We start from the raw sequence: 25,649 nt of genomic DNA on the forward strand, positions 1-25,649 counted from the left end.
TAATGATATAGTTTCCGGCATAGATTACTTCTTTTAACCAGAAGCATAGCATGATACAATGAAGCCGGAAGAGGAAGAATACCTCATGAAAGCAAGGATTCCTTTATTGATAACTAAATCTGTGTTTATCCGCATCAAAAATATCAGGATTTATATCTAAATCTCAGGTATGATTGTTTTGAAAGGAGGAATCAGGCAATGAATACGCTGGCTCAATTTAATGATGCAATGGCATATATTGAAAGAAACTTGATGCTTGATATTGAACCGGGTCAAATCGCACGTATATCCGGCTGTTCAGAATATCATTTTCGCAGAATGTTTTCTTTTCTTGCAGGAATGCCATTAGGTGAATATATTCGCCGCAGGCGGCTGTCGGCAGCAGGACTGATGTTACAGAACGATTCGGTAAAAGTCATTGATTTAGCATTACAGCTTGGCTATGAATCACCTGAAGCTTTTAGTAAAGCTTTTCAAGTGATGCATGGAGTAACCCCTTCGCAAGCCAAAAAAACAAACACTGAACTTAAAGTCCTGCCTCCAATGACCTTTCAATTAACAATCAAAGGAGGAATAGAAATGAATTATCGGGTTGTCGAAAAAGACGAATTTTATGTTGTTGGATTTAAAAAAAGAATTACAGTGCAATTTAAAGGGATCAATCCACAGATGGACTCATTGGTACAAAAATTAACTCCTCAAATTATTGATGAGCTAAAAGGATTATGCGACATGGAACCAAAAGGAATGCTCAGTGTTTCTGCGAATTTTCATGAGCGTACCACGGAAGGCTCACAGCTTGACCAGTATATCGGAGTTGCTACTTCCAAAACGGCTTCTGACGGCTATGATATCCTTCATGTCGCGGCATCTACTTGGGCGGTATTTAAAGCGGTTGGTCCATTTCCAGAGGCGATACAGGACACATGGGCTAAGATTTATGGGGAATGGTTCCCGGCATCGGGATATGAATTGACCGGGGGACCGGAGTTATTGTGGAATGAAACCCCTGATACGAGCAGGGCAGATTATAAAAGTGAGATATGGATCCCTGTCCGCAAAATTAACGGTTAAATTCTCGAAGACATTTTAAACTGCCGGACGGCATATAAAAAGCCGTCATTTGGCAGGCAATATGTTATACCAATTGAAAAATGTATAATTAAGCGGCGGTTTTGTAATCGAATCGATTCAAAGCCGCCGCTTTACTTAGAGTATAAAGAGGGGAAGACGAAGCCCTGCTTGATATTTTGACTCAGTTATGTAATGATAGAGGTATGGAAATTATGAAAAAACATAGGATACCGAATTGCGTCACATGCTGTTTGGTTACAATTACGTTAATAGAATAAATTCAAGCTCAAAGGTGAAATAATAATAATGGATTAAATGGTAATAGTGCAAAGCATATAAAAACAGGGCTTCTGAATTTTCAGAGCCTTGTTTTTCATTTTCTGCAACTTTTTTGCATCTGAAATCATCTATATAACAGAACGGCAAAAATGTCTGTTAAAAGACAGAAAGGGTAACAAATGAGACAAGAGAACTATGATAAGATGACAGGCTACATCATTGAAAACCAGAAAAAGTTTTACCGGCTCGCATTCAGCTACGCCCAAAACCAGGAGGATGCACTGGATATTGTTCAGAATGCGGTATTAAAAGCGCTGGATCATTATGAATCTTTAAAAAATACAGATGCCATTAAAACATGGTTTTACAGGATTCTTGTAAACGAGAGCATTTATTTCCTCAAGAAAAATAAAAAAGAGATCGCCTCAGGAGAAGACCTGGGTCTGGAGATCCCCTATTATGAACAGGGCTTTGAACCATCGGATGACCTTTATCACGAGATCAACCGGTTGGATATAGAAGTACAAAACATCATTAAGCTTCGTTTTTTTGAAGAAATGTCGCTGAAAGAGATTGCAGAGATCACCGGTGCCAATTTAAACACGGTAAAGGCTAGATTGTACCGAGGCTTAAAATTGTTAAAGCAGAATATTCAGGAGGTAAACTTATGAACCAGTTGGATGATGCAAAAAAAAGATACGATGAGACTCCCATTCCCGAGGAATTAAGCGGACGCATACAGGGTGCCATCGAGCAGTTTGAAGGAAGAAAAGCAACTAGCACCACGAATCATAATGGGAATGGAAAGAGACGGTACTATAAATGGGGAGTGGGAACAGCGGCAGCTTTCCTTATTACATTTACTGCGGCGCTGAATATAAACACAGCTTTTGCAGAGGAGGTACACCAGATTCCGGTTGTAGGTGCCATCGCCCGGGTCCTGACCGTAAGCTCCTATAAAAAGACTGTTGGGGATGAAAAAATTTCGGTAGAAGTGCCGGGAGTGGAATTTATCCAAAACGACACTCATGGACTTTCCAAGCAAATAAATGAAGAAATCCAGGAAATCTGCAGCAAATATGCGGATGAATCATTGGAGCGTGCACAGGAATATAAACAGGCGTTTTTAGATACAGGAGGAACAGAGGCAGAATGGGCGGAACATAAGATCGAGATTAAGGTGTGGTATGAGATCAAGGCTCAAAGCGATGACTATCTTTCTTTTGTGGTGAGGGGAACAGAGAGCTGGACCTCTGCCTACAGTCAGGAAAAGTACTATAACATAGATCTAAAATCAGGAAAGCTATTATCACTAGGAGATGTTCTTGGAGAGGATTACATCAATAAAGCAAACGAGAGCATTAATAGCCAGATGGAGGAAAAATCAAAGGAAATTGGTATTCCATTTTTTACTCCTGAGGAGGGCGGTTTCGAAAGCATTACTGATGAGACAAAATTTTATATGAAGGATAATGGAAATCCGGTTATAGTTTTTGACAAATATGAGATAGCACCAGGAGCTGCCGGGTCAGTCGAATTTGAAATAGTAAGGTAAAGAGCGAATCGTGTTCATAGCTCTGTAAAGCTGGCTGACTGTAAAACAAGCGTATCGTTTACGATGGACGATATGCTTGTTTCCTTTTGCAGGCAGGCCGGTATCATCTCCACCTTGCACTTTTTATTCTTATTAGTTACAATTGAACTCTCCACTATAACACCAGACTTTTAAATGATGCTATTATGGTGGAATAGAATGGTGGTGATAGATTGAATGAAAACTTACATGACATCCGAAATTGCGCATAGTATAGGAATCCATCCCAATACGGTACGTCTTTATGAAGAACTTGAGCTTATACCCAAACCAGAGCGGAGGGCAAACGGTTATCGCATTTTTACAGATTTTCATATGGAGCAGATTAAGTTCGTAAGAATAGCACTAAAGGTTGAGGTTTTACAAAATGGATTGAGAAAACAGGCAATTACCATTATTAAGACCTCTGCTACCGGAAGTTTTGACAAGGCGATTAATTTGACGGAACATTATTTGCAGCAGATAAAAAATGAGCAAAGTAATGCGGAGGAAGCCATAGAGATCACTCAAAAGCTGTTATCAGGCAGCAGCCAGGATCAAGAATCTGGTGCAATGGTTTTAACCAGAAAAGAAACGGCCGATTATTTACAAATTTCAATGGAGGCTTTAAGAAATTGGGAAATGAATGGCCTGCTCACTATAAAACGAAAACAAAACGGCTACCGGGTTTATACGGATGAGGATATTCGGCGGCTCAAAATCATTCGTTCCCTGCGTTGTGGGAATTACTCCCTTTCGGCAATTTTACGAATGCTGAATACATTATCCCAAAATCCAAAAGCAGATATCCGGCAGGTGATTGATACACCGGATGAAAACGATGATATCATTTCCGTATGTGATAAGCTTCTCACTTCTTTGCAATTTGCGGAGGAAAATGCGAAAGTTATGCTGGCGCACCTTGAGAAGATGAAAGAACAATTTGAAATAAACCCTACACTTTGACACCAGACTTTGCTCTGGTGTTATTCTTTTTGTGAAAAGAAAAAGGAGGGATTTTATCACATGGAAACAACCATAGAAGTAAAAGGACTGTGCAAGTCTTACGCCCAAGTGAAAGCGATAGAGAATATTAATATCTCAATTTGCCGTGGGGAAGTATTTGGCTTGCTTGGAGCAAACGGTGCAGGTAAAAGCACCACAATTGAATGTATCCTGGGAACGAAAAAACAGGATAGCGGAACGGTATCCATTTTGGAATTGAATCCGCAAAAAGACAGGAAAAAACTTTTTGAGAGGGTCGGTGTTCAATTTCAGGAAGCCAATTATCAGGACAAAATCAAGGTAGATGAGCTTTGTGAAGTTACTGCTTCGCTTTACAAAAGCACCCTGGATTATGGTGTTCTACTGGAGCAGTTCGGGCTTTCGGAAAAGTCAAATAATCTGGTCAGTGAACTTTCAGGAGGTCAGAAGCAACGGCTTTTTATCGTGCTTGCGCTGATTCCAGATCCAGAAGTCGTGTTTTTAGACGAGCTTACAACAGGATTGGATGCCAGGGCACGGCGGGAAGTGTGGAAGAGCCTTTCCCAGTTAAAAGAAAGAGGTATCACCATTTTGCTGACCTCTCATTTTATGGATGAGGTGGAAGCCCTTTGTGACAGGATTATGATTTTGAAGAACGGGAAGAGCATATTTTACGGTTCCATAAAAGAAGCGGTCACAGCAAGTCCTTATGAAAAGCTTGAGGATGCATATCTTTGGTACACAGACGGGGAGGGTGAATATGAAAACATTTAAAACGTTACTTAAAACAGAAGGAAAATTATCTCTTCGTGGGCTGGACATGTTTATTTTTGCTATTTGTATGCCGGTTGTCGTGGTTGTAATCTTAGGAGCAGTTTTTGGAGACAAACCCGCTTTTGATGGTGCAGAATATACGTTCCTGGAACAATCCTTTGGTGCGGTATCAGCCATTGCCATATGTGCCGGAGGCGTGATGGGGCTTCCCCTGGTTGTATCTGATTATCGAAGCAGAAAGATTTTAAAGCGGTTTAAGGTAACGCCCGCTGATCCTGCTCTTATCCTGGCGGTGCAGGTTGCTATTTACGCACTTTATTCGTTTGCATCCCTTATCCTGATATATACAACTGGAGCGCTATTTTTTGGATTTCAATTAAAAGGCTCGTGGCTTCCATTTCTAGGGGCATACTTGTTGGTCATGTTGTCCATGTTCAGCATTGGGATGCTGGTGGGCGGAATTGCACCGAACACGAAAATAGCCGGTGCCGCCGCCAGCCTGTTGTACTTTCCAATGCTTATTTTTTCAGGTGCCACTCTGCCTTACGAGGTGATGCCTGCTGCATTTCAAAAAGCTGCAGACCTCCTTCCGCTGACTCAGGGAATTAAACTTCTTAAGGCGGCCTCACTGGGGCTGCCAATGGATAGGGTTTTCATTCCGGTTATGGTGATGATCGCCATTGCGGTGATATGTATCAGTATTTCCTTACGCTTTTTCAAGTGGGAATGAGAGATTGGATTAATCGGCCTGACAGAGCTTACCGCGTCTATAATTTATGGCCGCTTTTTATTTTTCACACTACTTCCTTCACCCGGACGAACATGATATAATGACAAAAGAATCGGGGCAAAGCAGGGGGTTAATCATGTTAAAAGTATTGATAGCAGATGATGAAGAAAAGATCTGCCAGCTGATCGAGAAGCTGATCGATTGGCAAGCACTGGATATGAAGCTCAGCGGTGTGGCAAATAATGGGATCGAGGCGCTTGAAAAGATAGAAGCCCTTTCTCCTGATGTAGTGATTACAGATATCCGGATGCCGGGATATGACGGCCTGGATCTGGTGAAAAAGACCCGGGAACTGAATGTAGGCGTGGAATTTGTGATCATCAGCGGATACCGCCATTTTGAATATGCCCAGACAGCGATCAAATATGGGGTCAGCGATTATTTGTTAAAACCAATCAAAAAACAGGAACTAACAGAAACTCTGGAAAAAATAAGAGTAAGGTATAATGAAAAAAGCGAGCAGCTGACCTACGAGGAGCGGGTCAGGCTGGCAAGGAAGAGTGACGCGGAGAGGCTGCGGACCACCTGGTTTTCCAATGTCTTGTACCGGGACCGAAGCGAACAGGACTGCTCCAGCCTGGAAGAAATCAATAAGCAGTATTATTATCAGTTAAAACAGGGGTGCTTTCAGATCGTTTGTGTCAAATTTGATGGAATTTCCATGCCTGACGAGAAAAACCTGGAATTTCTGACAGAAAAGACAACTCAGATTGCAGAGCAGATGCTGAAAGGCCATGTATATGACTGGGAATTGTATGTGGAAAACAGCCATATTTATCTATTCCTGAATTATGGTGAGGAAAACAGGAAACTCATCCGCCGGCAATGCAAAAATATATTAAATGAGCTTGCTGTGCTGGAATCTATTCTGGAAGGGCTTCGAGTGACCATTGGGTTCGGAACAACTGTATGGAATATCGCCCAGCTAAGGAGTTCTCTCAAATCCGCCAGGTACTTAGTGGAGCAGCGCCTGGTGGCCGGAAACGGCAAACTCCTGGAGGGGGAGCTGCGCAGCTCTTTCCATCTGGCTTCAAGCCAGTGGTTCACTCAGTTTAACCAGAACATGAACACGGCTTTGGAAAGTCTGGACAGGCAGCAGGTGGGGGATTGCCTGATGAAACTGAAAGACGGGCTTTTGGAGCAGCCGGATATGACCGGGCATGAAATTCTGCAAATGTGCAGAGAGGTCTGCAATCTATATTTGTTTTTTATGAAAAATCATAAGATCGCCATTGAACAGAATTTTATGGAACGGTTTAATCAGGGTGTGGAATTTTGTTCTTCTGCAAGAGAGGTCCTTCGTTATCTCATAAAAGAGATTTCCGCTTCCTATGATAAGGCCGTGGCCGGAAAGATGCAGGAGAATAACCGACCCATCCGAATCGCTAAAAAATACATCAGAGACCATTATAGGGAAGCCATTACCTTAGAAACAGTCAGTGAAGTCGCCGGATTCAATCCTACATATTTCAGTTCCCTGTTTAAGAAAGAGACAGGAAAGAACTTTTTGGAGTTTTTATCCGAGGTGCGTATGGAACAGGCGAAAGGCCTTCTAAAAGAAACAAATTTAAGTGTTGCTTCCATATGTGAGGAAGTGGGCTACAGCGATGTAAAGTATTTTACAAAGAACTTTACTAAATATTCCGGTTTAAAGCCAAACGAGTATCGGAAGCTTTATTCCTGATGGGAGGCATATCATGAAGGAAAAATTACGGTTTCTGTCCGTCAGAGTGATTCTTCTATTGGCAGGTATTTTGACCGGATTCATGCTTTTGCTTTGCTATGCCCTGTACTTAACCAGGGGTCAGCCGGAGCAAATTTGGCTTATAATGGCGGCTTCTGTTCTCTTGGTCCTGTTTTTTTACAACGGATATTATGGAATTTATAAGCCCATGCAGGAGACCAAACGGGTGGAACGGCAGTTTGCCTCTGGCAGTGTATTAAATGACTTATTAAAAATACGCTATCCCTACTGCCCGGAATCCGAGAAAGTAAATCAAAGGTTTTTTGAAATGCTTGGAACCAGGGAACTGATTAATGTTTCAAAAAAGCAGGCGGAATATCTTGCCCTGCAAAACCAGATCAACCCTCATTTTTTGTACAATACTCTGGAAGGAATACGGAGTGAGGCGCTGAGCCTAGGCGTGGACAGCATAGCGGAGATGACGGAGGCCCTTGCTACCTTTTTCCGCTATACTATTTCCAATGTAGACCATCTGGTAAACTTAGAGGATGAGCTTGCAAATATTGAAAACTACTATTATATCCAACAGTTCCGCTTCGGTAAAAAATTACAGCTGAATATCCAGTATGCATGTTCAGAAGAGCTGGATGAAATGGAGATTCTGCAATACCGTCTGCCAAAGCTGACTTTGCAGCCGGTTGTTGAAAATTCCATTTATCACGGGATTGAGCGGAAAATAGGAGAAGGGCATCTGATCATTAAAATTTCGGTGACGGATTCCCGGTTGATCATCAAGATATCAGATGACGGACTTGGGATGGAGGCCGAAAGGGTGAAGATGTTAAATGAAAAGCTTAAAAGCTTATCCTTAGACGACGTGAACCCTGATATAGACCGGAAAGGCGGCATAGCAATCCAGAATGTCAATAACAGAATTAAGCTGCTCTTTGGAGAGGAATATGGCATCCACGTCTACAGCCAGGTGGAGGCAGGGACGGATGTGGAGATATCCCTTCCTCTGGTAAAGGATTAACAGGACAGAGAGGTGATGAGATGAGAAAGGAAATTCTCCGGCTGAATCATGTTACCCTGGAGGAAAATGGAGAGCGTTATCTGGATAATCTGGATTTTTATATTCTCCAGGGAGAAATTATGGGGCTCATCATATCCGACGCAAAGGGCTGTTCCCAATTGATCCGCCTCATCTGTCATAACATTCCCATAAGCTTTGGCGGAGTGTACTATGAAGGAGACCGGGTAAATCATTATTCCCACGCGGACTTTACTGACAACCGGGTTTATGTCATTGAGGAGAGGGGACGGCTTATAGACAGCCTGACCATATCTGATAACCTGTTTGTTATGCGGAAGGGATTTAAAAAGTATATTATTAACAGCAGGGTGCTGGATCATCAGGTGGAGCTTTTGATGGCGGAGCTGGGGCTGTCCATTGATCCCAAACGCCGGGTTTCAACCTTAAGCGCCTTTGAGCGCTGTGTGACTGAGCTTTTAAAAGCCATTCTGGCTGGGTGCCGGTTCATTATCCTGGATAGGATCAGCAATTTCTTAAGCCAGATGGAACTAAAACAGTTTCAGGACATTATCAGAGAACAGGCAAAGCGGGGGACCGCATTCCTTTATATGGGAAACCATCATCAGGAGGTGTTCCAGATTGCGGACCGGGCGGCTCTATTTCATCAGGGAATCATATGGAAGGTATTTGAAAAAGAAGAAATGGTGGAAACGGCCCTTCAGCCTTACACCATATCGTTTGACTTATCCGGCAGCCAGATCCGGGAACCTAAGGAGGAGGCTGTTCTTAAATTAGATGGCGTACATTTGAATGGAAAAGAGCCAGTGGGTTTTTCTCTGCGAAAAGGGGAATGTCTGATGATCCTGGATACGGATAACCAGACCTGGGAGCCTCTGGTGGAGGTTCTCTCCGGCAGCAGGGGAATCCGGGCCGGCAGGATTTACCTGGGAGAAAGGGCCTTTGCAGGAGAGGAGCCCACGGACTTTTTTAAGGAGGGGGTAGCTGTTATTCCTGATGACCCGGCAGAAACCTTCCTGTTTAGGGATATGAGCTATATGGAAAACCTGACGTTTCTTCTGGACCGGAAGGTGTTGTTCGGGAATTTAAAGCGCAGCCATCTTCGCAGTGTGCGGAAAGAATATATGAAAAAGGTGGGGCCCTGTATTGATGCTGGAAAGATTGACCGTTTAAGCCTGCGGGAAAGATACGGCCTTGCCTATTACCGGATCCATCTCCTTCACCCTAAGGTCGCTGTGTGCGTACAGCCGCTGGCAAAGGGGGACATGTACTTAAGGCGTTATGTGCTGGATCTGATCCAGGAGCTGAAAAACAGTGGGATTTCGGTACTCATTCTCACCAGCAACCTTGCCGACAACATGGATGTATCAGACCGGATGATAATTCTGCAGGATGGAAAGGTGGCAGCAGAATACGCGAAAGAGGAATTTTATAAAGTAGGCTGGTAATGAATAGGATTAACAGGCGGTCTGGCTGCCTGTTTTTCATTTCTGCAAAGGATTTGATTGCCAAAGAATACCCCCCTTAAACGGAAGAATCTCCCCTACTATCCATGGATTTCCGATGATATACTGTTTACAGAAGCTAGAATTTGAGAGAAATATGAGGGTGATAGGTATGCAGGAAGATATTGTGCGGATGCAGAATATTATAAAGACATTCCCTGGTGTAAAAGCGCTTGACGATGTTTCGTTTTACTTAAAATCAGGAGAAGTTATGGCTTTGCTGGGCGAAAATGGTGCAGGAAAATCGACACTTGTTAAAATATTAAGCGGCGTCTATCCAAGGGATGGAGGAACCATCGAAGTTTTCGGCGACAATATCCGGGATATGACCACACAGAAGGCAAAGGATCTTGGGATAGCGATCATCCATCAGGAACTGAACATGTGCCAGCATTTGACCGTAGCGGAAAACATTTTTCTGGGACGGGAACGGACAAAGGGAATGATCCTTTCTGAAAAAGAAATGAACAAGGCGGCAGCCGAGATCTTAAGCCGAATGAATATAGAATTAGATCCAGAGGAACTGGTGGGCAATCTGGCAGTATCCAAGCAGCAGATGGTTGAGATCGCCAAGGCGCTTTCCATGAATGCCAGGGTCCTGATTATGGATGAGCCTACGTCAGCCCTGACCTCAAAGGAAATCGCAGATCTGTTCACTATTATTAAAAAGTTAAAGACAGAAGGCTGCGGAATCGTATACATATCCCACCGACTGGAAGAACTGAAACATATCGTGGATCGGGTCACCATCATGAGAGACGGAAGATTTATCACATCCATGGATTTTGATCAGAAGCGGATGGATGAGATCATTTCTCACATGGTCGGCCGTGAAATAAAACAGAAATTCCCACGGGTCTCCTGTCCAAAAGGGAAGAAGATTCTGGAGATCCGCAATTTGAATGCCGGACGGATGGTCCGCGACATCAATCTGGAGCTGCATGAAGGCGAGATCGTGGGAATAGCCGGGTTAATGGGGGCGGGTAGGACAGAGACCACCAGAGCCATATTTGGAGCGGATCCAAAGGAATCCGGGCAGATTTTCCTGGATGGAAAAGAGGTCATTATACATAATGTAGAAGATTCCATAAAAGCAGGCATCGTACTGGCTCCGGAAGACAGGAAAAAGGACGGCCTCTGTACCAAACTCAGCATACGGGATAACATCGCTCTTCCCAATCTGGATATGCTATGTGGAAAGCTGGGAATCGTCAACAGGAAAAAAGAGAGGGAAATGACGGATAAAACAGTGGTTTCCTTAAAAATCAAGCTGCCGAACGCAGAGGTAGATGCCGGAAGCTTATCTGGCGGTAACCAGCAAAAGGTGGTGGTGGGTAAATGGCTTGCAAGGAATTCACGGGTCGTGATTTTCGATGAGCCCACCAGGGGTATCGACGTGGCGGCTAAGGTAGAGATCTATAACCTGATGAACGAATTAAAACAAAAGGGGATTGGCGTTTTGTTCGTTTCATCGGAAATGCCGGAAGTCCTTGGCATCAGCGACCGGATTATTGTCATGTGTGACGGGAAAATTACAGGGGAAGTGATGACAGCTGAGGCGACACAGGATCTGATCCTCAAATATGCGACTCAGTTTGAAAGCAAGATCAGTTAAGAAAAGGGCAAGGAGAGGTAACATGAATAGTAAAAGGCAGAGTTGGTATAAAAGGCTGTTCGCCGTTCGCGGGATGGGGCAGGTAGTCACCGTAAGTTTAGGACTTATCGTTATGTGCGTTGTTTTTGGCATCATAAACCCTACATTCTTTTCCGGGAAAAATGTTGCGAATCTTTTGCGTCAGATTGCGCCGATCCTGCTAATCGGCATCGGACAGTCCTATGTATTGATCACTGGCAATATTGATTTGTCCATTGGTTCTGTTGTCGGCATGAGCTGCATGATATCTGCGACCATGATGACAAAGGGCATGAATCCATGGGTTGCGGTAATTCTTACCCTGTTGTGCTGTCTGATCGTAGGCGTTGTCAACGGCTTACTGGTAGCCAAGTGCAAGCTTCCGCCCTTTATTGCAACCTTAGGTACCATGACAATTGCCAGGGGCGTTGCTCAGATTGTCAATAATAACTACAATACCGATGCTATTGGAGACGGGGCAAGGGGATTTCGGGATTTCTTTTATTATGGAAAGGTCGCGGGAGTGTATAATACAGTGATCATATCCATTGTTTTATGGCTGGTATTTAATTTCCTATTAAGCAAAACAAGAACCGGGCGGCACATTTATGCAATCGGAAGCAACATAGAGGCCTCCAAGCTATCCGGGGTAAATATTGTAGCCACCACTACTAAGGCTTATCTGGTCAGCTCTTTTTGCTCCTGCGTCGTAGGACTTGTGATCTGCGCAACAAGCGGCATGGGTACCATGGATGCGGGCAATGCCTATGAAATGTATGCTGTGGCGGCTTCCGTAATCGGAGGAGTTTCTACACTAGGAGGCCAGGGAATTCTAATTGGTACGGTAATCGGAGCCTCCATCTGGGGCGTGCTCCAGAATGGACTTCAGTTTGCAGGCGCCCCGGTTGCAATCCGAAATATTGTCATCGGCGCCATTGTAGTGATCTCCGTATTGATTGATGTGATTGTACGAAGCGGAAAGCTGGGAAAGAAAAATAAGATAGAACCATAATGATGGTATTGGAGCCTGAGGCTTTGATATAGGCAGATTTTAAAATATCCAATTTTAAGGAGGAAAAGGTTTATGAAGCGGAAAGTATTGGCGGCTATTCTTTCTATGGGAGTGATTGCGTCTATGGCAGGCTGCAGCAGCGGGCAGAAGGAGGCTGCAGCTACGACCGGGGCAACAACAGCAGCTGCAACAGAAGCTGCAACCACAGCTGCAGAAACAGCAAAAGAGGCGGCTTCCAGCGGCGGCTCACACAAGGTTTATTTAATCACCATGGATCAAATGGACCAGCACTGGGTAAACGTGGATGCAGGTGCCCAGAAGGCTGTAAAGGAGCTTGGAAATGTAGATTACAAATGGCTGGCTCCTGATGTAAAGGATGACGCAAAACAGATCGAATGTATTAACAATGCCGTAGCAGGAGGCGCACAGGCCATTTTACTTGCAGCTAACGGTCCTGATGCAGTTACTGCATCCTTACAGGAAGCCATTGATGCAGGAGTAAAAGTGGTATACGTAGACTCCGCAGCATCTCTGCCAGCGATCCAGACTCTTGCAACAGATAACAAAGCTGCTGGAAAAACTGCAGGTGATGAAATGATCAAAGCCTTAAAGGAAAAAGGAATCGAATCAGGCAAGATCGGCATCGTAAACGTGAATGCTGCAACCGCATCCACAGTGGCCAGAGAAGAAGGCTTCCGTTCTGCATTTGAGGGAACAAAGTTTGAGATCCTGGAAACTCAGTACGGCGAAGGCGATGCGGCAAAATCCAAGGATATTGCAGCAAACTATATTACCCAGGGCTGCGTAGGCATTTTCGGAGCCAATGAAGGCTCTACAGTAGGAACAGGCAATGCCATTCAGGAAGCAGGCGAGACTGTAATCGGCGTAGGCTTTGATAAATCCGATATGATCCTTCAGCTGATTAAAGATGGCTATCTCCTTGCAACCATGGCTCAGAACCCAGATGTTATGGGATATGAAGGAATAAAGACAGCTGTTAATGCTCTGGAAGGCAAGGATACAGGAGACAAGAACGTAGATACTGGCGTTTCCGTTCTTACAAAAGATACATCAAAATAAGTGCGATTTAAACACAGATACATTTTATAACAGGGAAAGAGCAGGGCCGGTTCGCCGGTTCCTGCTCTGTTGGCATATTTTACTTAGTAAAGGCCAATTGTCCGTTCGGCAAACAGCCAGGTGAATCGAACTTACTTATAATAATAGAAGGACTGAGGTGTTATGATGCATATCATGGGATTTGATATTGGAGGAACAAAGTGTGCGGTGTTTCTTTGCCGGCTGGAGGGTGATACGATTATATGGAACGACCGGAAGGAAATACAGACTACATCAGACTGGAGAGCAGTGTTGGATATGTTGAGCGTTTATGGGGAAAGTATACTGGAGACTCATGGGGTTTCCCGGCCCGATTGCCGTATTGGAATATCCTGCGGAGGACCTTTGAGCCTTGACCGCATGGTCATCTGTTCTCCTCCTAACCTGCCGGGATGGGTTTCAGTTCCCATTGTTTCCTATCTTTCGGAAAAACTCCAAATGCCCGCCAGAATGTTAAACGATGCCGATGCCTGTGCCCTTGCCGAATGGAAATACGGGGCAGGTAAAGGATCTCTTCATATGATATTCCTCACCTTTGGTACCGGCCTTGGCGCAGGGCTGATTTTGAATGGGCGTTTATATACAGGTGCCTGCGGCATGGCAGGAGAAGTTGGCCATGTCCGCCTGAAAGAGGACGGGCCGGTCGGATACGGAAAGGCGGGGAGCCTGGAAGGATTTTGCAGCGGCGGCGGAATTCGGCAAATGGCAATAGATAAAGCAAAACAGATGGAAAAAGAGGGGAAAAAGGCCTCCTTCCAGACTGGAGAAAAGGAGGAAATTAATGCAAAGGATGTGGCTGAGGCTGCTAGGGCAGGTCATAAAGATGCCACAGAATTACTGAAAGAGTCGGGAACGTATTTCGGAAGAGGATTGTCCATGCTCATTGATATCCTGAATCCGGAGGTAATAGTTGCCGGCAGTATATATGCCAGAACCCACGAATTCATGGAACCATCCATGTGGGAGGAAATCCGCAGGGAGGCTCTCACCTCTTCCGCAGCTGCATGCAGGATCGTGCCTGCCCAGTTAGGGGAGAAGATCGGGGATTATGGAGCTGTCATGGCTGCGGTTTATGAATAGAAATGCCGGATTTTTTGAAAAGGAGTGACAACAGAAGAGGAACGTGATAAAATAACCCTTGCGCATCATAAAGGGTGCAAAATTTTAAACAGAGGATGGAAAAAAATGGAAACTGATATGACAAGAGGCAATCCGCTTCCGATCATTTTAAAATTCACACTTCCGCTTCTGATGGGTAATATCTTTCAGCAGCTTTATAACATGGCAGATACCATTATCGTAGGCCGTTTTGTTGGACCGGATGCACTGGCAGCGGTGGGGTCCACCGGTACGATCATGTTCCTGGTCATTGGATTTTCCCAGGGCATGAGCACCGGGTTTACGGTCCTTACCAGCCAGCGGTTTGGAGCAGGAGATGAAAACGGCGCGAAGCGCTCCGTGGCCAATGGGATCATTCTGTCATCTTTCGTTATTGTGCTTATGACAGTCTTAAGCCTCTCTTTTATGAGAACACTATTAAAGGTCATGAACACGCCCGGCAATATTTTCGAGGATGCTTATACCTACATTTCCATCATCTGCATGGGAATTGTTGCAAATGTATTTTACAATCTGTTTTCCTCTTATCTCCGTTCCGTTGGGAACAGCCGGATCCCCCTTTTGTTCCTGATGTTTTCTGCCTCTCTGAACGTAGTGCTGGATCTTGTTTTTATTATTAATTTCAAAATGGGAGTGGCTGGAGCCGCCTGGGCAACGAATCTCTCGCAGGGGATATCCGCGCTTTTGTGCATCTTCTATATTTATAAAAAAGTTCCGGTTTTAACTCCAAAGAGGCATCACTGGAAACTGAATGTGACGGATACAAAGCGCCAGCTTTCCGTGGGAATTCCCATGGCTCTTCAATTTGGAATCACTGCATCAGGAACCATCATCATGCAGTCTGCCGTTAATTTATTCGGTTCAGCCGCAGTAGCAGCTTATACGGCCGCCAACAAGTTTCAGGGGTTGGTTCTGCAGGGAATGGTCGCCATGGGTCAGACAATGGCTACGTATTCGGGTCAGAATTACGGAAAGGGAGACATAGGAAGAATCCGCCAAGGCGTCAGACTTGTACTTTGGACAGAGGTCGTCTATTCAGCGCTTTCTTCTGTCATCGTCTGTTTAGTCCTCCCATATGCATTAAGGCTGTTTTTCTCAGGTGATGTGGATATAGCGGAAATGCTGCCATGGGCGAAAACCTATATTTATTTATGTGCTGTTTTTTATATTCCCCTAGGAATGATTTTTATATTTAGAAATACCATGCAGGGGTGTGGCTACGGCCTTCTTCCCATGATTGGAGGAGTTGTAGAGCTTGTGGCAAGACTGATAACTGCTGGATTGGCGATCCGGCTTTTAAGCTTCCCCTTGGCCTGCGCCTGCGATCCGGCAGCCTGGTTAAGCGCTGGTCTGTTCACTACAATCTCATATATCTATATCATGAAGAGGGTGGAAAAAAGCAGGGAAAACAAAGGTCTTGTCTGATCTTTTAATTTTCTTAATTTATTATTGATTTATAGTATAATATTTAGTATATTATGTAATAGATTATCTTAGGCGATATGTGAAAGGAGAATCATGATGATAAAAGTAGCTGTTGACGCCATGGGCGGCGACTATGCACCGGTGGAGATGGTTGCCGGAGCCGTAGAGGCGGTAAACGCGAATAAAGAAGTCCAGGTTCTCTTAGTAGGGCAGGAGCATATTGTATCGGAAGAGCTGAAGAAGCATACGTATCAAAAGGATCAGATACAGATTGTGAATGCGTCAGAGGTAATCGAGACGGATGAACCTCCGGTTAACGCCATACGAAAGAAGAAAGATTCTTCCATCGTTGTGGGAATGAATCTGGTAAAACAAAAGGAAGCGGATGCATTTGTATCGGCTGGCAGTTCGGGCGCTATACTGGTTGGCGGACAGGTGATTGTCGGACGGATAAGAGGGGTGGAACGACCACCGCTTGCACCGCTTATCCCAACGGAAAAAGGCGTTTCCCTGCTGATTGACTGCGGAGCCAATGTGGATGCCAGACCGTCCCATTTGGTACAGTTTGCCAGAATGGGATCCCTTTACATGGAACATGTAGTGGGAATAAAGAATCCAAGAGTGGCTATCGTTAATATCGGCGCAGAAGAGGAAAAGGGAAATGCGCTTGTAAAAGAAACCTTTCCACTGTTAAAGGAGTGCAAGGATATCCATTTTACCGGAAGCATTGAAGCCAGGGAGATTCCACATGGCGGTGCAGATGTCATTGTTTGTGAGGCTTTTGTAGGCAATGTAATTCTGAAGCTTTATGAAGGAGTAGGAGCAACCTTAATCGATAAGGTAAAACGCGGTATGATGGGAAGTTTAAGGAGCAAAATCGGAGCTCTGCTTGTAAAACCTGCTTTGAAGGAAAGCCTAAAATCATTTGATGCATCTCAGCACGGCGGAGCACCGCTTCTGGGACTGAATGGCTTGGTTGTAAAAACCCATGGGAATTCAAAGGCAACAGAAGTGAAGAACTCCATACTTCAGTGCGTGACCTTCAAAGAACAGGGAATTAATGATAAGATAAGAGAAAGTCTTAAAAAGAATGATGAAAATCAAGAATAGGAGAGAGGAAGGAAAAGAGATGGAATTTGAGAAGTTACAGAACATAATTGCAGAGGTGTTAAATATTGAGCCGGATGAGGTGTCCATGAACTCCACATTTGTGGATGACCTAGGCGCTGACTCCCTTGATGTGTTCCAGATCATTATGGGCATTGAGGAGGAATTTGATATTGAGATTCCAACAGAAGTGGCAGAAAACATCGTAAGTGTCAATGATGCAGTAGAACAGATCAAGAATGCTTTAAATTAATAGATGTGGGTGCTGCCGGGGACTTCTTAGTCTGTCCGCAGCACCTTCTTTCATAATGAGAAGAGGAGTATGATGAGCAGGAATTTAAAAGAACTGGAGGAGCGTATCGGCTACCGTTTTTCGGACAGCCATCTCATGACACAGGCCATGACACACAGCTCCTATGCCAATGAACACCGGTTAAATAAGCTGGAATGCAACGAACGCCTGGAATTTTTAGGAGACTCTGTGCTGGAAGTGGTTTCCAGTGACTGTCTGTATCACAAGTATCCGGAAAGGCCGGAGGGGGATTTGACAAAGATACGTGCCAGCATCGTCTGTGAACCGACTCTTGCCTATTGTGCAGAGGATATAAGTCTTGGAGAATACTTGCTTTTGGGCAAGGGGGAAGAAGCCACCGGAGGCAGAGGGCGTGCATCGATCGTATCTGATGCTATGGAAGCGCTGATTGGGGCCATTTATCTGGACGGTGGTTTTGCTAATGCAAAAGAGTTTATCCTTCGATTCATCATGAATGATCTGGAACATAAGCAGCTCTTTTATGATAGCAAGACTATCTTGCAGGAGATCGTACAGAGTAAGACGGACGAGCCCTTAAGCTATGAGCTTTTACGGGAAGAGGGACCGGATCATAACAAGGTATTTGAGTCTCAGGTTATGATAGGCCAGGAGATAATCGGTAAGGGGACCGGACGGACAAAAAAGGCGGCGGAGCAGGTGGCTGCCTATCATGGGATTCTCCGCCTTAAGAATATGGATACGACCTGCGGGCATACCTCTATGTCCAGAAAGCATGGACAATAATAAGGAAACACCCTTCGGGCATACCTCTATGTCCAAATAGCGTGGACAATAATAAGGAAAAGAAAGGGCAGGCCCAGTAGAGCCTGTCGGCGTGAACTATGTATTTAAAAAGTATTGAAATCCAAGGTTTTAAATCTTTTGCCAATAAGATCGTCTTTGAATTTCATAATGGGATCACCGGCATCGTAGGCCCTAACGGCAGCGGTAAGAGCAATGTCGCCGATGCCGTGCGCTGGGTGCTTGGTGAACAAAAGGTAAAGCAGCTTCGAAGCTCCAACATGCAGGATGTGATTTTCTCTGGAACTGAAATGAGAAAACCTCAGGGCTTTGCCTATGTTGCCATTACCCTTGATAATTCCGATCACCATCTGGCTATTGATTATGACCAGGTAACGGTATCAAGAAGGGTTTACCGCTCCGGCGAAAGTGAGTACATGATCAATGGCAGTGCCTGCCGTTTAAAGGATATTTATGAATTGTTCTATGATACCGGTATCGGTAAGGAAGGCTATTCCATTATCGGACAGGGACAGATTGATAAGATATTAAGCGGAAAGCCGGAGGAGCGAAGAGAATTATTTGATGAGGCCGCCGGCATTGTTAAATTTAAACGGCGCAAGCTTATCGCCCAGAAGAAGCTTGAAGATGAAAAACAAAACCTTATCCGTGTCAATGACATTCTCACAGAGCTTGAAAAGCAGGTCGGCCCCCTGGCAAGGCAATCTGAGTCGGCCAAGGAATATCTTCGCTTAAAAGAAGATTTAAAAAAGTATGATGTTAACCAGTTCCTGATGGAGACTGAGGGAATCCAGGTACAGATGAAGGAAAACCAGGAAAAGGAAACCATTGTAGCTCATGATCTGGAGGATGCAAAGCAGACATCAGAGGGCATAAGGGAAGAATATGATGTTCTGGATACATATTTAGCGGAGCTTGAGGAGGCTATCAGCAAGGCTGGCAATGAGAAAAATAAAACCAACATGGAAATGGGAAACCTGGAAGGCCGGATCAATGTACTTAAGGAACAGATCAATACGGAGCAGATGAATGCAGAGCACATTGCAGGGCGCATGAGGGCTATTCATGCTGAAATCCAGATGAAAATGGCTCAGGCTGCTTCTTATGAGGAAGAACGTTCCCTGATTGCCGACCAGGTAAAATCCGCAGCAAATGAACTGAAAGATGCGGAAGAGGTCCTGAATTCAGAAGAAGAGAAAATCCATCTTTTTGAACAGCAGATTGAGGAAGGAAAGAGCGGCATCATTGATATCCTCAATGAAAAAGCTTCCTTAACCGCAAAACAACAGCGGTATGAAACTATGCTGGAACAGGTGAATGTACGTCGTTCTGAGGTTTGCCAGAAGCTTTTAAAGTTTAAAAGTGATGAGTCGGAGCAGGATGAACGTCTGGAAGCTCTTCAAAAAGAAGCAGATGAGATAGAAACCAAGATCTCGGAAAGCCAGGAAGCCCAGGCGTTCAGTGAGAACCGTGCAGAGGAGCTGGAAGGCGAGGTCAAAAGGCTTAATAAGAACTTAAATGACAAACAGCAGGAATATCATACCAGTTATACAAAGCTGGAGTCTTTAAGAAACATAGCTGAGCGGTATGAAGGCTATGGCGGCAGCATTCGCCGTATCATGGAGGTAAGGGACAGGATCCATGGAATTCACGGGGTTGTAGCGGATCTGGTCAAGGTGCCGAAAAAATATGAAATTGCCATTGAGACCGCTCTTGGCGGAAGTATTCAGAATATTGTTACTGATTCCGAAGAAACTGCCAAGCAGCTTATTGAATACCTAAAGAAAAACCGGTATGGAAGAGCCACCTTCCTACCATTAACCAGCGTCAGCAACAGGGATTCCTTCCGCCAGGACAGGGCCCTTACGGAGCCGGGAGTATTGGGACTTGCTAATACCCTGGTGGAAGCGGAAGACCGGTATAAAGGCCTTTTAAATTATCTGCTGGGCCGTGTGGTTGTGGTGGATACCATTGAACACGCCATTGCACTTGCAAAAAAGTTCCAGTATTCTTTCAGGATCGTAACGCTGGAAGGAGAGCTTCTCAGCGTAGGCGGATCCATGACGGGCGGTGCCTTTAAAAATTCCAGCAATCTTTTAGGGCGTAAGCGTGAGATGGAGGAACTGGAAGAGATCTGCTCCAAGGCTCTTACCGATGTGGAACGGCTGGAAAAAGAACTGGTGTTAAGCGAGGGACTCCTTGGGGAAAGCAGGGAAGAACTTGAAAAGATCCGGGCGGAAAAACAGCAGCTTTATTTAAAGCAAAATACGGTTAAAATAAATATACGCAGGATTGAAGATAAAAAAGAAGAAATCAAGGAATCTTACGGAGACTTAGAGCGTGAAAATGGCCAGCTTGAAGTACAGATTCGTGAAATCAGTACCAGCCAGCAGGAACTTCTTTCAGCCATTGATAAGCTGGAGAGGCAGAATCAGGAAACGGTCGGAGAGCTGGAACGCTTAAACGGCGGGCTTGAAACGGCCAGGGCAGACCGGGAGCAGTATTCCAGGGACTTATCATCTGTCCAGCTGAAAACCTCAAGTTTAAAGCAAAAGGATGATTTTGAACTGGAAAATATTCGGCGTGTAAAGGAAGAAAGCCATCGTCTGGAGGAAGAACTTGCCGGACTTTCAAACGGAACTCATGGTTCTAACTCCATTATCGAAGAGAAACAGAAAGAAATTGAGGTATTAAAGGGCAGGATTGCGGAAGAAAAGGTATACTCAGAAGAACTGGAAGGCATCATAAATGAGAAGTCCACGAAAAAAGAGTCCAGTTCCAGGGAGCAGAAGGAACTGTTCCGAAAACGAGAAGAGCTTACGGGAAGGATCAGCCTTTTGGATAAAGAACTGTTCCGTTTGCAAAGCCAGAAGGAAAAGCTTGATGAGTGGATGGAGGGCCATATCAATTACATGTGGAATGAATATGAGCTGACTTTTTCCACTGCAAAGGATTTAAAGAACCAGGAATGGACGTCACTTCCTGAAATCAAACGTATGATCCAGTCCTTAAAAGAGGAAATCCGGAAGCTTGGCAATGTCAATGTCAATGCCATTGAGGATTACAAAGAGGTATCAGAGCGCTATGAATTCATGAAGACCCAGCACGATGATCTGGTAGCCGCAGAGGGCACCTTATTAAAGATCATCGATGAACTGGATACGGGAATGAGAAAACAATTCGAGGAAAAGTTCCGGGAAATACGGCAGGAGTTTGATAAAGTGTTTAAGGAACTTTTCGGAGGTGGACGAGGAACATTAGAGCTGGTGGAGGATGAGGATATCCTAGAAGCAGGAATTCAGATCATATCCCAGCCGCCTGGCAAGAAGCTTCAGAATATGATGCAGCTTTCCGGTGGGGAAAAGGCATTGACGGCTATTGCGCTGCTGTTTGCCATCCAGAACTTAAAGCCCTCTCCATTCTGCCTACTTGACGAGATCGAAGCAGCCCTTGATGATTCCAACGTGGACCGTTTTGCAAAATACCTGCATAAACTGACGAAATATACTCAGTTTATTGTTATTACACACAGGCGTGGTACCATGTTATCTGCAGACCGTCTATATGGTATTACCATGCAGGAAAAGGGCGTTTCAACGCTAGTATCTGTAAACCTGATTGAAGAAGATTTAGAAAGTTAAGGAGGCCGACTATGGGTGAGAAAATGGGATTCTTTGGCAAGCTGGTTGCCGGGCTGCAGAAGACAAGGGATAACATCGTCGCAGGCGTAGATTCCATATTCAGTGGTTTTTCAGCCATTGATGATGAGTTTTATGAAGAAATTGAGGAGATCCTGATTATGGGGGATCTGGGTATCCAGACCACCATGTCCATTATGGAGGATTTGAGAAAGAAAGTAAAAGAACAAAACATCAAGGATCCCATGGAGTGCAAACAGCTTCTCATGGACAGCATCATGGAACAGATGGATCTGGGAGAAAATGCCTATGAATTTGAAAAACGGAGTTCCGTTCTTTTGATCATCGGCGTAAATGGAGTGGGAAAAACCACATCAGTGGGCAAGCTGGCCGGGCAGATGAAGGATGACGGAAAAAAGGTGATCGTTGCTGCGGCGGATACCTTCCGTGCGGCAGCCATAGAGCAGCTTAGTGAATGGGCTAAGAGGGCCGGAGTGGACATCATCGCCCAGCAGGAAGGCTCCGACCCTGCGGCAGTTGTTTATGATGCGGTAGCAGCGGCAAAATCCAGACATGCGGATCTTTTGATCTGTGATACTGCAGGCCGTCTGCATAACAAGAAAAACCTGATGGAAGAGCTTAAAAAGATCAACCGGATCATTGACAAGGAATACCCTGAGGCCTACCGGGAAACCCTGGTAGTGCTTGATGGGACCACGGGACAGAATGCTCTTGTCCAGGCGAAGCAATTTATGGAGGTTGCTGATATTACCGGAATTATCCTAACAAAGCTTGACGGAACTGCAAAAGGAGGCATTGCGGTCGCTATCCAGTCAGAGTTGGGAATTCCTGTAAAATATATTGGGGTAGGAGAGAAACTTGATGACCTGCAGAAATTCAATGCAAAAGAATTTGTAAGCGCATTGTTTCACGTTGAAGAGAAAGAAGAGGCGTAAAGTATGTTGACATTGGAAAAATTTGAAGAAGCATCGGAAGCCGTTAGCAAAGTTATCCTGGAAACAAAGCTGGTATACAGTGAGTATTTCTCCGCTCAGACCGGCAATAAGGTATATTTCAAGCCGGAAAATATGCAGTATACCGGTGCTTATAAGGTGAGAGGGGCTTATTATAAAATCAGCACCCTGACTGAAGAAGAAAAATCCAAAGGTCTTATTGCTGCCTCTGCAGGTAATCACGCCCAGGGCGTTGCCTATGCGGCGAAACTGGCCGGCATTCCTGCAACCATCGTTATGCCCACCACGGCACCCCTGATGAAAGTAAACCGTACCAAGGGCTATGGAGCGGAGGTCATTTTAGAAGGCGACGTTTTTGATGAGGCTTGCAATTATGCCTACAAGCTTTCAGAAGAACGGGGGCTTACCTTTATTCATGCTTTTGACGACCTGGATGTAGCAGCCGGGCAGGGAACCATTGCCATGGAGATCATCAAGGAACTTCCTACGGTTGATTATATCCTGGTTCCCATCGGAGGAGGCGGCCTTTGCACAGGAGTTTCTACACTGGCCAAGATGTTAAATCCCAAGATCAAGATCATCGGCGTGGAACCGGCAGGTGCCAACTGTATGCAGGAATCCTTACGACAGGGGAAGGTGGTTTCCCTTCCAGGTGTCAATACGATTGCTGACGGAACAGCTGTAAAATGCCCGGGAGAAAAACTATTCCCCTACATCGAGGAAAACGTAGATGAAGTCATCACCATAGAGGATTCTGAACTGATCGTGTCATTCCTTGACATGGTTGAAAATCATAAGATGATCGTGGAGAACTCAGGGCTTCTGACTGTTGCGGCATTAAAGCACATGAACGTGGACAATAAAAAAATTGTTTCTATCTTAAGCGGAGGAAACATGGATGTGATCACTATGGCTTCCATTGTTCAACTGGGCCTGATGCAGAGAGACCGTATCTTTACGGTGTCTGTTCTGCTTCCGGATAAACCAGGAGAGCTTGCAAAGATATCTGCACTTCTTGCAAAAGAACAGGGAAATGTCATCCGTCTGGATCACAACCAGTTTATCAGCATTAACCGTAATGCTGCAGTGGAACTTCGCATAACCATGGAAGCATTTGGAACGGAACATAAGAATACCATTATGGCAGCACTTACAGCCCAGGGTTACCGGCCTAAGCTGGTTAAATCAAAAGGGACTTATGCGGATTAAGATTCCATATTTTCGGTGAATGATTTTTTCCATTGCCTAATTTACAAAATAAGATCGATATGCAAATAAAAGCACGGGATTTTACCGTGCTTTTATTAAATTAACGGATTACCATAAATTGGAAAACAAATATTGATAGTTGGCAGGACGTGTGATATTCTACTCGTAAAGAATGATTTTAATAGCGAAGGGAGAATTTTAATTGGATATCTTTAACGTGGATAAATTACCCGAACAGTTTATTTGGGATGACGAGATAGGTTTGGTAACAAAGCTGTTGGGGGAGGCAGCCGGAAGTCAGAAGATTTATGTGAATATTGATTATGTTCCACCTAAAGCATACAGTACGAGATATCACAGTCATTCACAGCAGGAAGAGTTTTTCATGATCCTTTCCGGAACGGGAACTTTACGCTTAAACGAAGAGGAGAAAACCGTAAAACAGGGTGATTTTATAGCTAAACCGGCAGGGAAAAATATCGCCCACACATTCTATAATTCCAGTGACGAGGTTTTGGCAATTTTGGACATTGGAACGAATCAAAGTGAAGATACTTGCTATTATCCTGATGATGATATGTATATGCAAAAATCTTATGAATTGAGACGGATTTTTAAAGGATCAGATTTAAATACTTCATGGCTCCCAGAGCCGAATCCTAAAGAGTAAGATTTTATAATGTAGTTATTAATATTAAAACTATCAATAGAAAGTTGGTAGTTTTTTAATTGCCAGAATGAGAATAACTTAATATTGATCGTTGATACAGCATCTTGTATTATAAAATAAAAAGATGAATTTTACGGGGGAGTTTAGAGATGATTAAGGCAGTTTTTTTTGATTTGTTTTTTACATTAATATATTCCTGTTATTTAATTGAAAATGAATATGATGTCATAGGTATATCATCATCTGAATGGGAAAGTTATGCTGAAAATAATATACTATATGATGAAAGGGCAAAGGGAAAGATAAGGAACGAACGTGAAATAATTGATAGAATTGTTAATATTATGCCATATAACGTGACTGAGGAACAAAAACGAAAGATATTACTGAAACGTGAAGAACGAATGAAACGTGCACTATTATCAGTTGATAATAAAGTACTTGAAGTTCTTGGCAGAGTTCGTGAAAAAGGTATCAAGATAGGCCTTATAAGTAATGCTGATATAATTGATATAAAATATTGGAATGATTCTCCACTGTCTGCATTTTTCGATTCGGTCATATTTTCATGTGATGTTGGAATATTGAAGCCTGAAACAGAAATTTACCAATCGGCTATGAAAAGATTAAATGTCAAGCCAGAGGAAAGTATTTTTATTGGCGATGGTGGATCAAATGAATTGTTTGGGGCTCGAAGAGCGGGTATGAAAACAATTTTTAGCGAATATTTAGATTGTAAATCAAATATTCAAAAAGAAATGATTATTAATTATTCAGATTATCATATTAAGAGTTTTGATGATATATTGAAATACATAGATTAATAAGGTGCAGGCCCACCAATTAAGATGGTGTAGTAATCAGGAAATAAGATGACATATTTAGACAGATCCAAAATCAGTACCGGAAAACCTCTTTCCGGTACTGTTGAATTTCTTATATTATTATATCATG

22 protein-coding genes are annotated in these 25,649 nt (G+C 44.1%); all 22 read left to right on the forward strand.

Annotated features, from left to right (window positions below):
• Positions 1-198 precede the first annotated feature (198 nt).
• Complete coding sequence (locus BMW45_RS22890) at positions 199-1,074, forward strand: AraC family transcriptional regulator (protein ID WP_092249398.1); 876 nt, start codon at positions 199-201, stop codon at positions 1,072-1,074.
• 458 nt (positions 1,075-1,532) lie between these two features.
• Positions 1,533-2,024 (forward strand): RNA polymerase sigma factor, encoded by a 492-nt coding sequence (locus BMW45_RS22895; protein ID WP_092249401.1) that lies wholly within the window; start codon positions 1,533-1,535, stop codon positions 2,022-2,024.
• Entirely contained in the window at positions 2,021-2,908 is an 888-nt protein-coding gene (locus BMW45_RS22900) for an RsiV family protein (protein ID WP_092249404.1), read from the forward strand. Before BMW45_RS22895 ends, BMW45_RS22900 begins: the two co-directional genes overlap by 4 nt.
• A gap of 216 nt (positions 2,909-3,124) precedes the next feature.
• Positions 3,125-3,892 (forward strand): MerR family transcriptional regulator, encoded by a 768-nt coding sequence (locus BMW45_RS22905; protein WP_092249407.1) that lies wholly within the window; start codon positions 3,125-3,127, stop codon positions 3,890-3,892.
• A gap of 60 nt (positions 3,893-3,952) precedes the next feature.
• Complete coding sequence (locus BMW45_RS22910; RefSeq protein ID WP_092249410.1) at positions 3,953-4,684, forward strand: ABC transporter ATP-binding protein; 732 nt, start codon at positions 3,953-3,955, stop codon at positions 4,682-4,684.
• Entirely contained in the window at positions 4,671-5,414 is a 744-nt protein-coding gene (locus tag BMW45_RS22915; protein ID WP_092249413.1) for an ABC transporter permease, read from the forward strand. Before BMW45_RS22910 ends, BMW45_RS22915 begins: the two co-directional genes overlap by 14 nt.
• A 136-nt stretch (positions 5,415-5,550) precedes the next feature.
• Positions 5,551-7,158, forward strand: a complete 1,608-nt coding sequence (locus tag BMW45_RS22920) for a response regulator transcription factor (protein ID WP_092249416.1) — start codon at positions 5,551-5,553, stop codon at positions 7,156-7,158.
• 13 nt (positions 7,159-7,171) lie between these two features.
• The gene (locus tag BMW45_RS22925; protein WP_092249419.1) at positions 7,172-8,191 is read left to right on the forward strand and encodes a sensor histidine kinase; all 1,020 of its coding nucleotides are present in this window, start codon (positions 7,172-7,174) and stop codon (positions 8,189-8,191) included.
• 20 nt (positions 8,192-8,211) lie between these two features.
• The gene (locus tag BMW45_RS22930; RefSeq protein WP_025232953.1) at positions 8,212-9,657 is read left to right on the forward strand and encodes an ATP-binding cassette domain-containing protein; all 1,446 of its coding nucleotides are present in this window, start codon (positions 8,212-8,214) and stop codon (positions 9,655-9,657) included.
• A 169-nt stretch (positions 9,658-9,826) separates the two neighbouring features.
• Positions 9,827-11,329: a sugar ABC transporter ATP-binding protein gene (locus BMW45_RS22935; protein ID WP_092249422.1), complete on the forward strand. Its 1,503-nt coding sequence runs from the start codon at positions 9,827-9,829 to the stop codon at positions 11,327-11,329.
• A 22-nt stretch (positions 11,330-11,351) separates the two neighbouring features.
• On the forward strand, positions 11,352-12,359 hold the full coding sequence (locus tag BMW45_RS22940) for an ABC transporter permease (protein ID WP_025232955.1): 1,008 nt from the start codon (positions 11,352-11,354) through the stop codon (positions 12,357-12,359).
• Between the two features lie 72 nt (positions 12,360-12,431).
• Positions 12,432-13,439: an ABC transporter substrate-binding protein gene (locus BMW45_RS22945; RefSeq protein WP_092249425.1), complete on the forward strand. Its 1,008-nt coding sequence runs from the start codon at positions 12,432-12,434 to the stop codon at positions 13,437-13,439.
• 162 nt (positions 13,440-13,601) lie between these two features.
• Positions 13,602-14,558 (forward strand): ROK family protein, encoded by a 957-nt coding sequence (locus BMW45_RS22950; RefSeq protein WP_092249428.1) that lies wholly within the window; start codon positions 13,602-13,604, stop codon positions 14,556-14,558.
• Between the two features lie 105 nt (positions 14,559-14,663).
• Entirely contained in the window at positions 14,664-16,022 is a 1,359-nt protein-coding gene (locus tag BMW45_RS22955; RefSeq protein ID WP_092249431.1) for an MATE family efflux transporter, read from the forward strand.
• 96 nt (positions 16,023-16,118) lie between these two features.
• Entirely contained in the window at positions 16,119-17,132 is a 1,014-nt protein-coding gene (gene plsX, locus BMW45_RS22960) for a phosphate acyltransferase PlsX (RefSeq protein ID WP_092249433.1), read from the forward strand.
• A 19-nt stretch (positions 17,133-17,151) separates the two neighbouring features.
• Positions 17,152-17,382, forward strand: coding sequence for an acyl carrier protein (acpP, locus tag BMW45_RS22965; RefSeq protein WP_025232960.1), 231 nt, complete (start codon positions 17,152-17,154; stop codon positions 17,380-17,382).
• 72 nt (positions 17,383-17,454) lie between these two features.
• A complete protein-coding gene (rnc, locus tag BMW45_RS22970) occupies positions 17,455-18,186 on the forward strand; it encodes a ribonuclease III (protein WP_092249436.1) in 732 nt (243 codons plus the stop codon).
• A gap of 98 nt (positions 18,187-18,284) precedes the next feature.
• Positions 18,285-21,845 (forward strand): chromosome segregation protein SMC, encoded by a 3,561-nt coding sequence (gene smc / locus BMW45_RS22975; protein ID WP_092249439.1) that lies wholly within the window; start codon positions 18,285-18,287, stop codon positions 21,843-21,845.
• Between the two features lie 11 nt (positions 21,846-21,856).
• Complete coding sequence (ftsY, locus tag BMW45_RS22980) at positions 21,857-22,798, forward strand: signal recognition particle-docking protein FtsY (RefSeq protein WP_092249442.1); 942 nt, start codon at positions 21,857-21,859, stop codon at positions 22,796-22,798.
• 3 nt (positions 22,799-22,801) lie between these two features.
• Entirely contained in the window at positions 22,802-24,025 is a 1,224-nt protein-coding gene (ilvA, locus tag BMW45_RS22985) for a threonine ammonia-lyase (protein WP_092249445.1), read from the forward strand.
• A 202-nt stretch (positions 24,026-24,227) separates the two neighbouring features.
• Positions 24,228-24,695 (forward strand): cupin domain-containing protein, encoded by a 468-nt coding sequence (locus tag BMW45_RS22990; protein ID WP_092249448.1) that lies wholly within the window; start codon positions 24,228-24,230, stop codon positions 24,693-24,695.
• 149 nt (positions 24,696-24,844) lie between these two features.
• Positions 24,845-25,519 carry an HAD family hydrolase gene (locus tag BMW45_RS22995; RefSeq protein WP_092249451.1) on the forward strand — a complete coding sequence of 225 codons (675 nt, stop codon included), beginning with the start codon at positions 24,845-24,847 and terminating at the stop codon, positions 25,517-25,519.
• The last annotated feature ends 130 nt before the right edge of the window (positions 25,520-25,649 follow it).

The organism is Lacrimispora sphenoides (assembly GCF_900105215.1).
Lineage (GTDB): Bacteria > Bacillota > Clostridia > Lachnospirales > Lachnospiraceae > Lacrimispora > Lacrimispora sphenoides_A.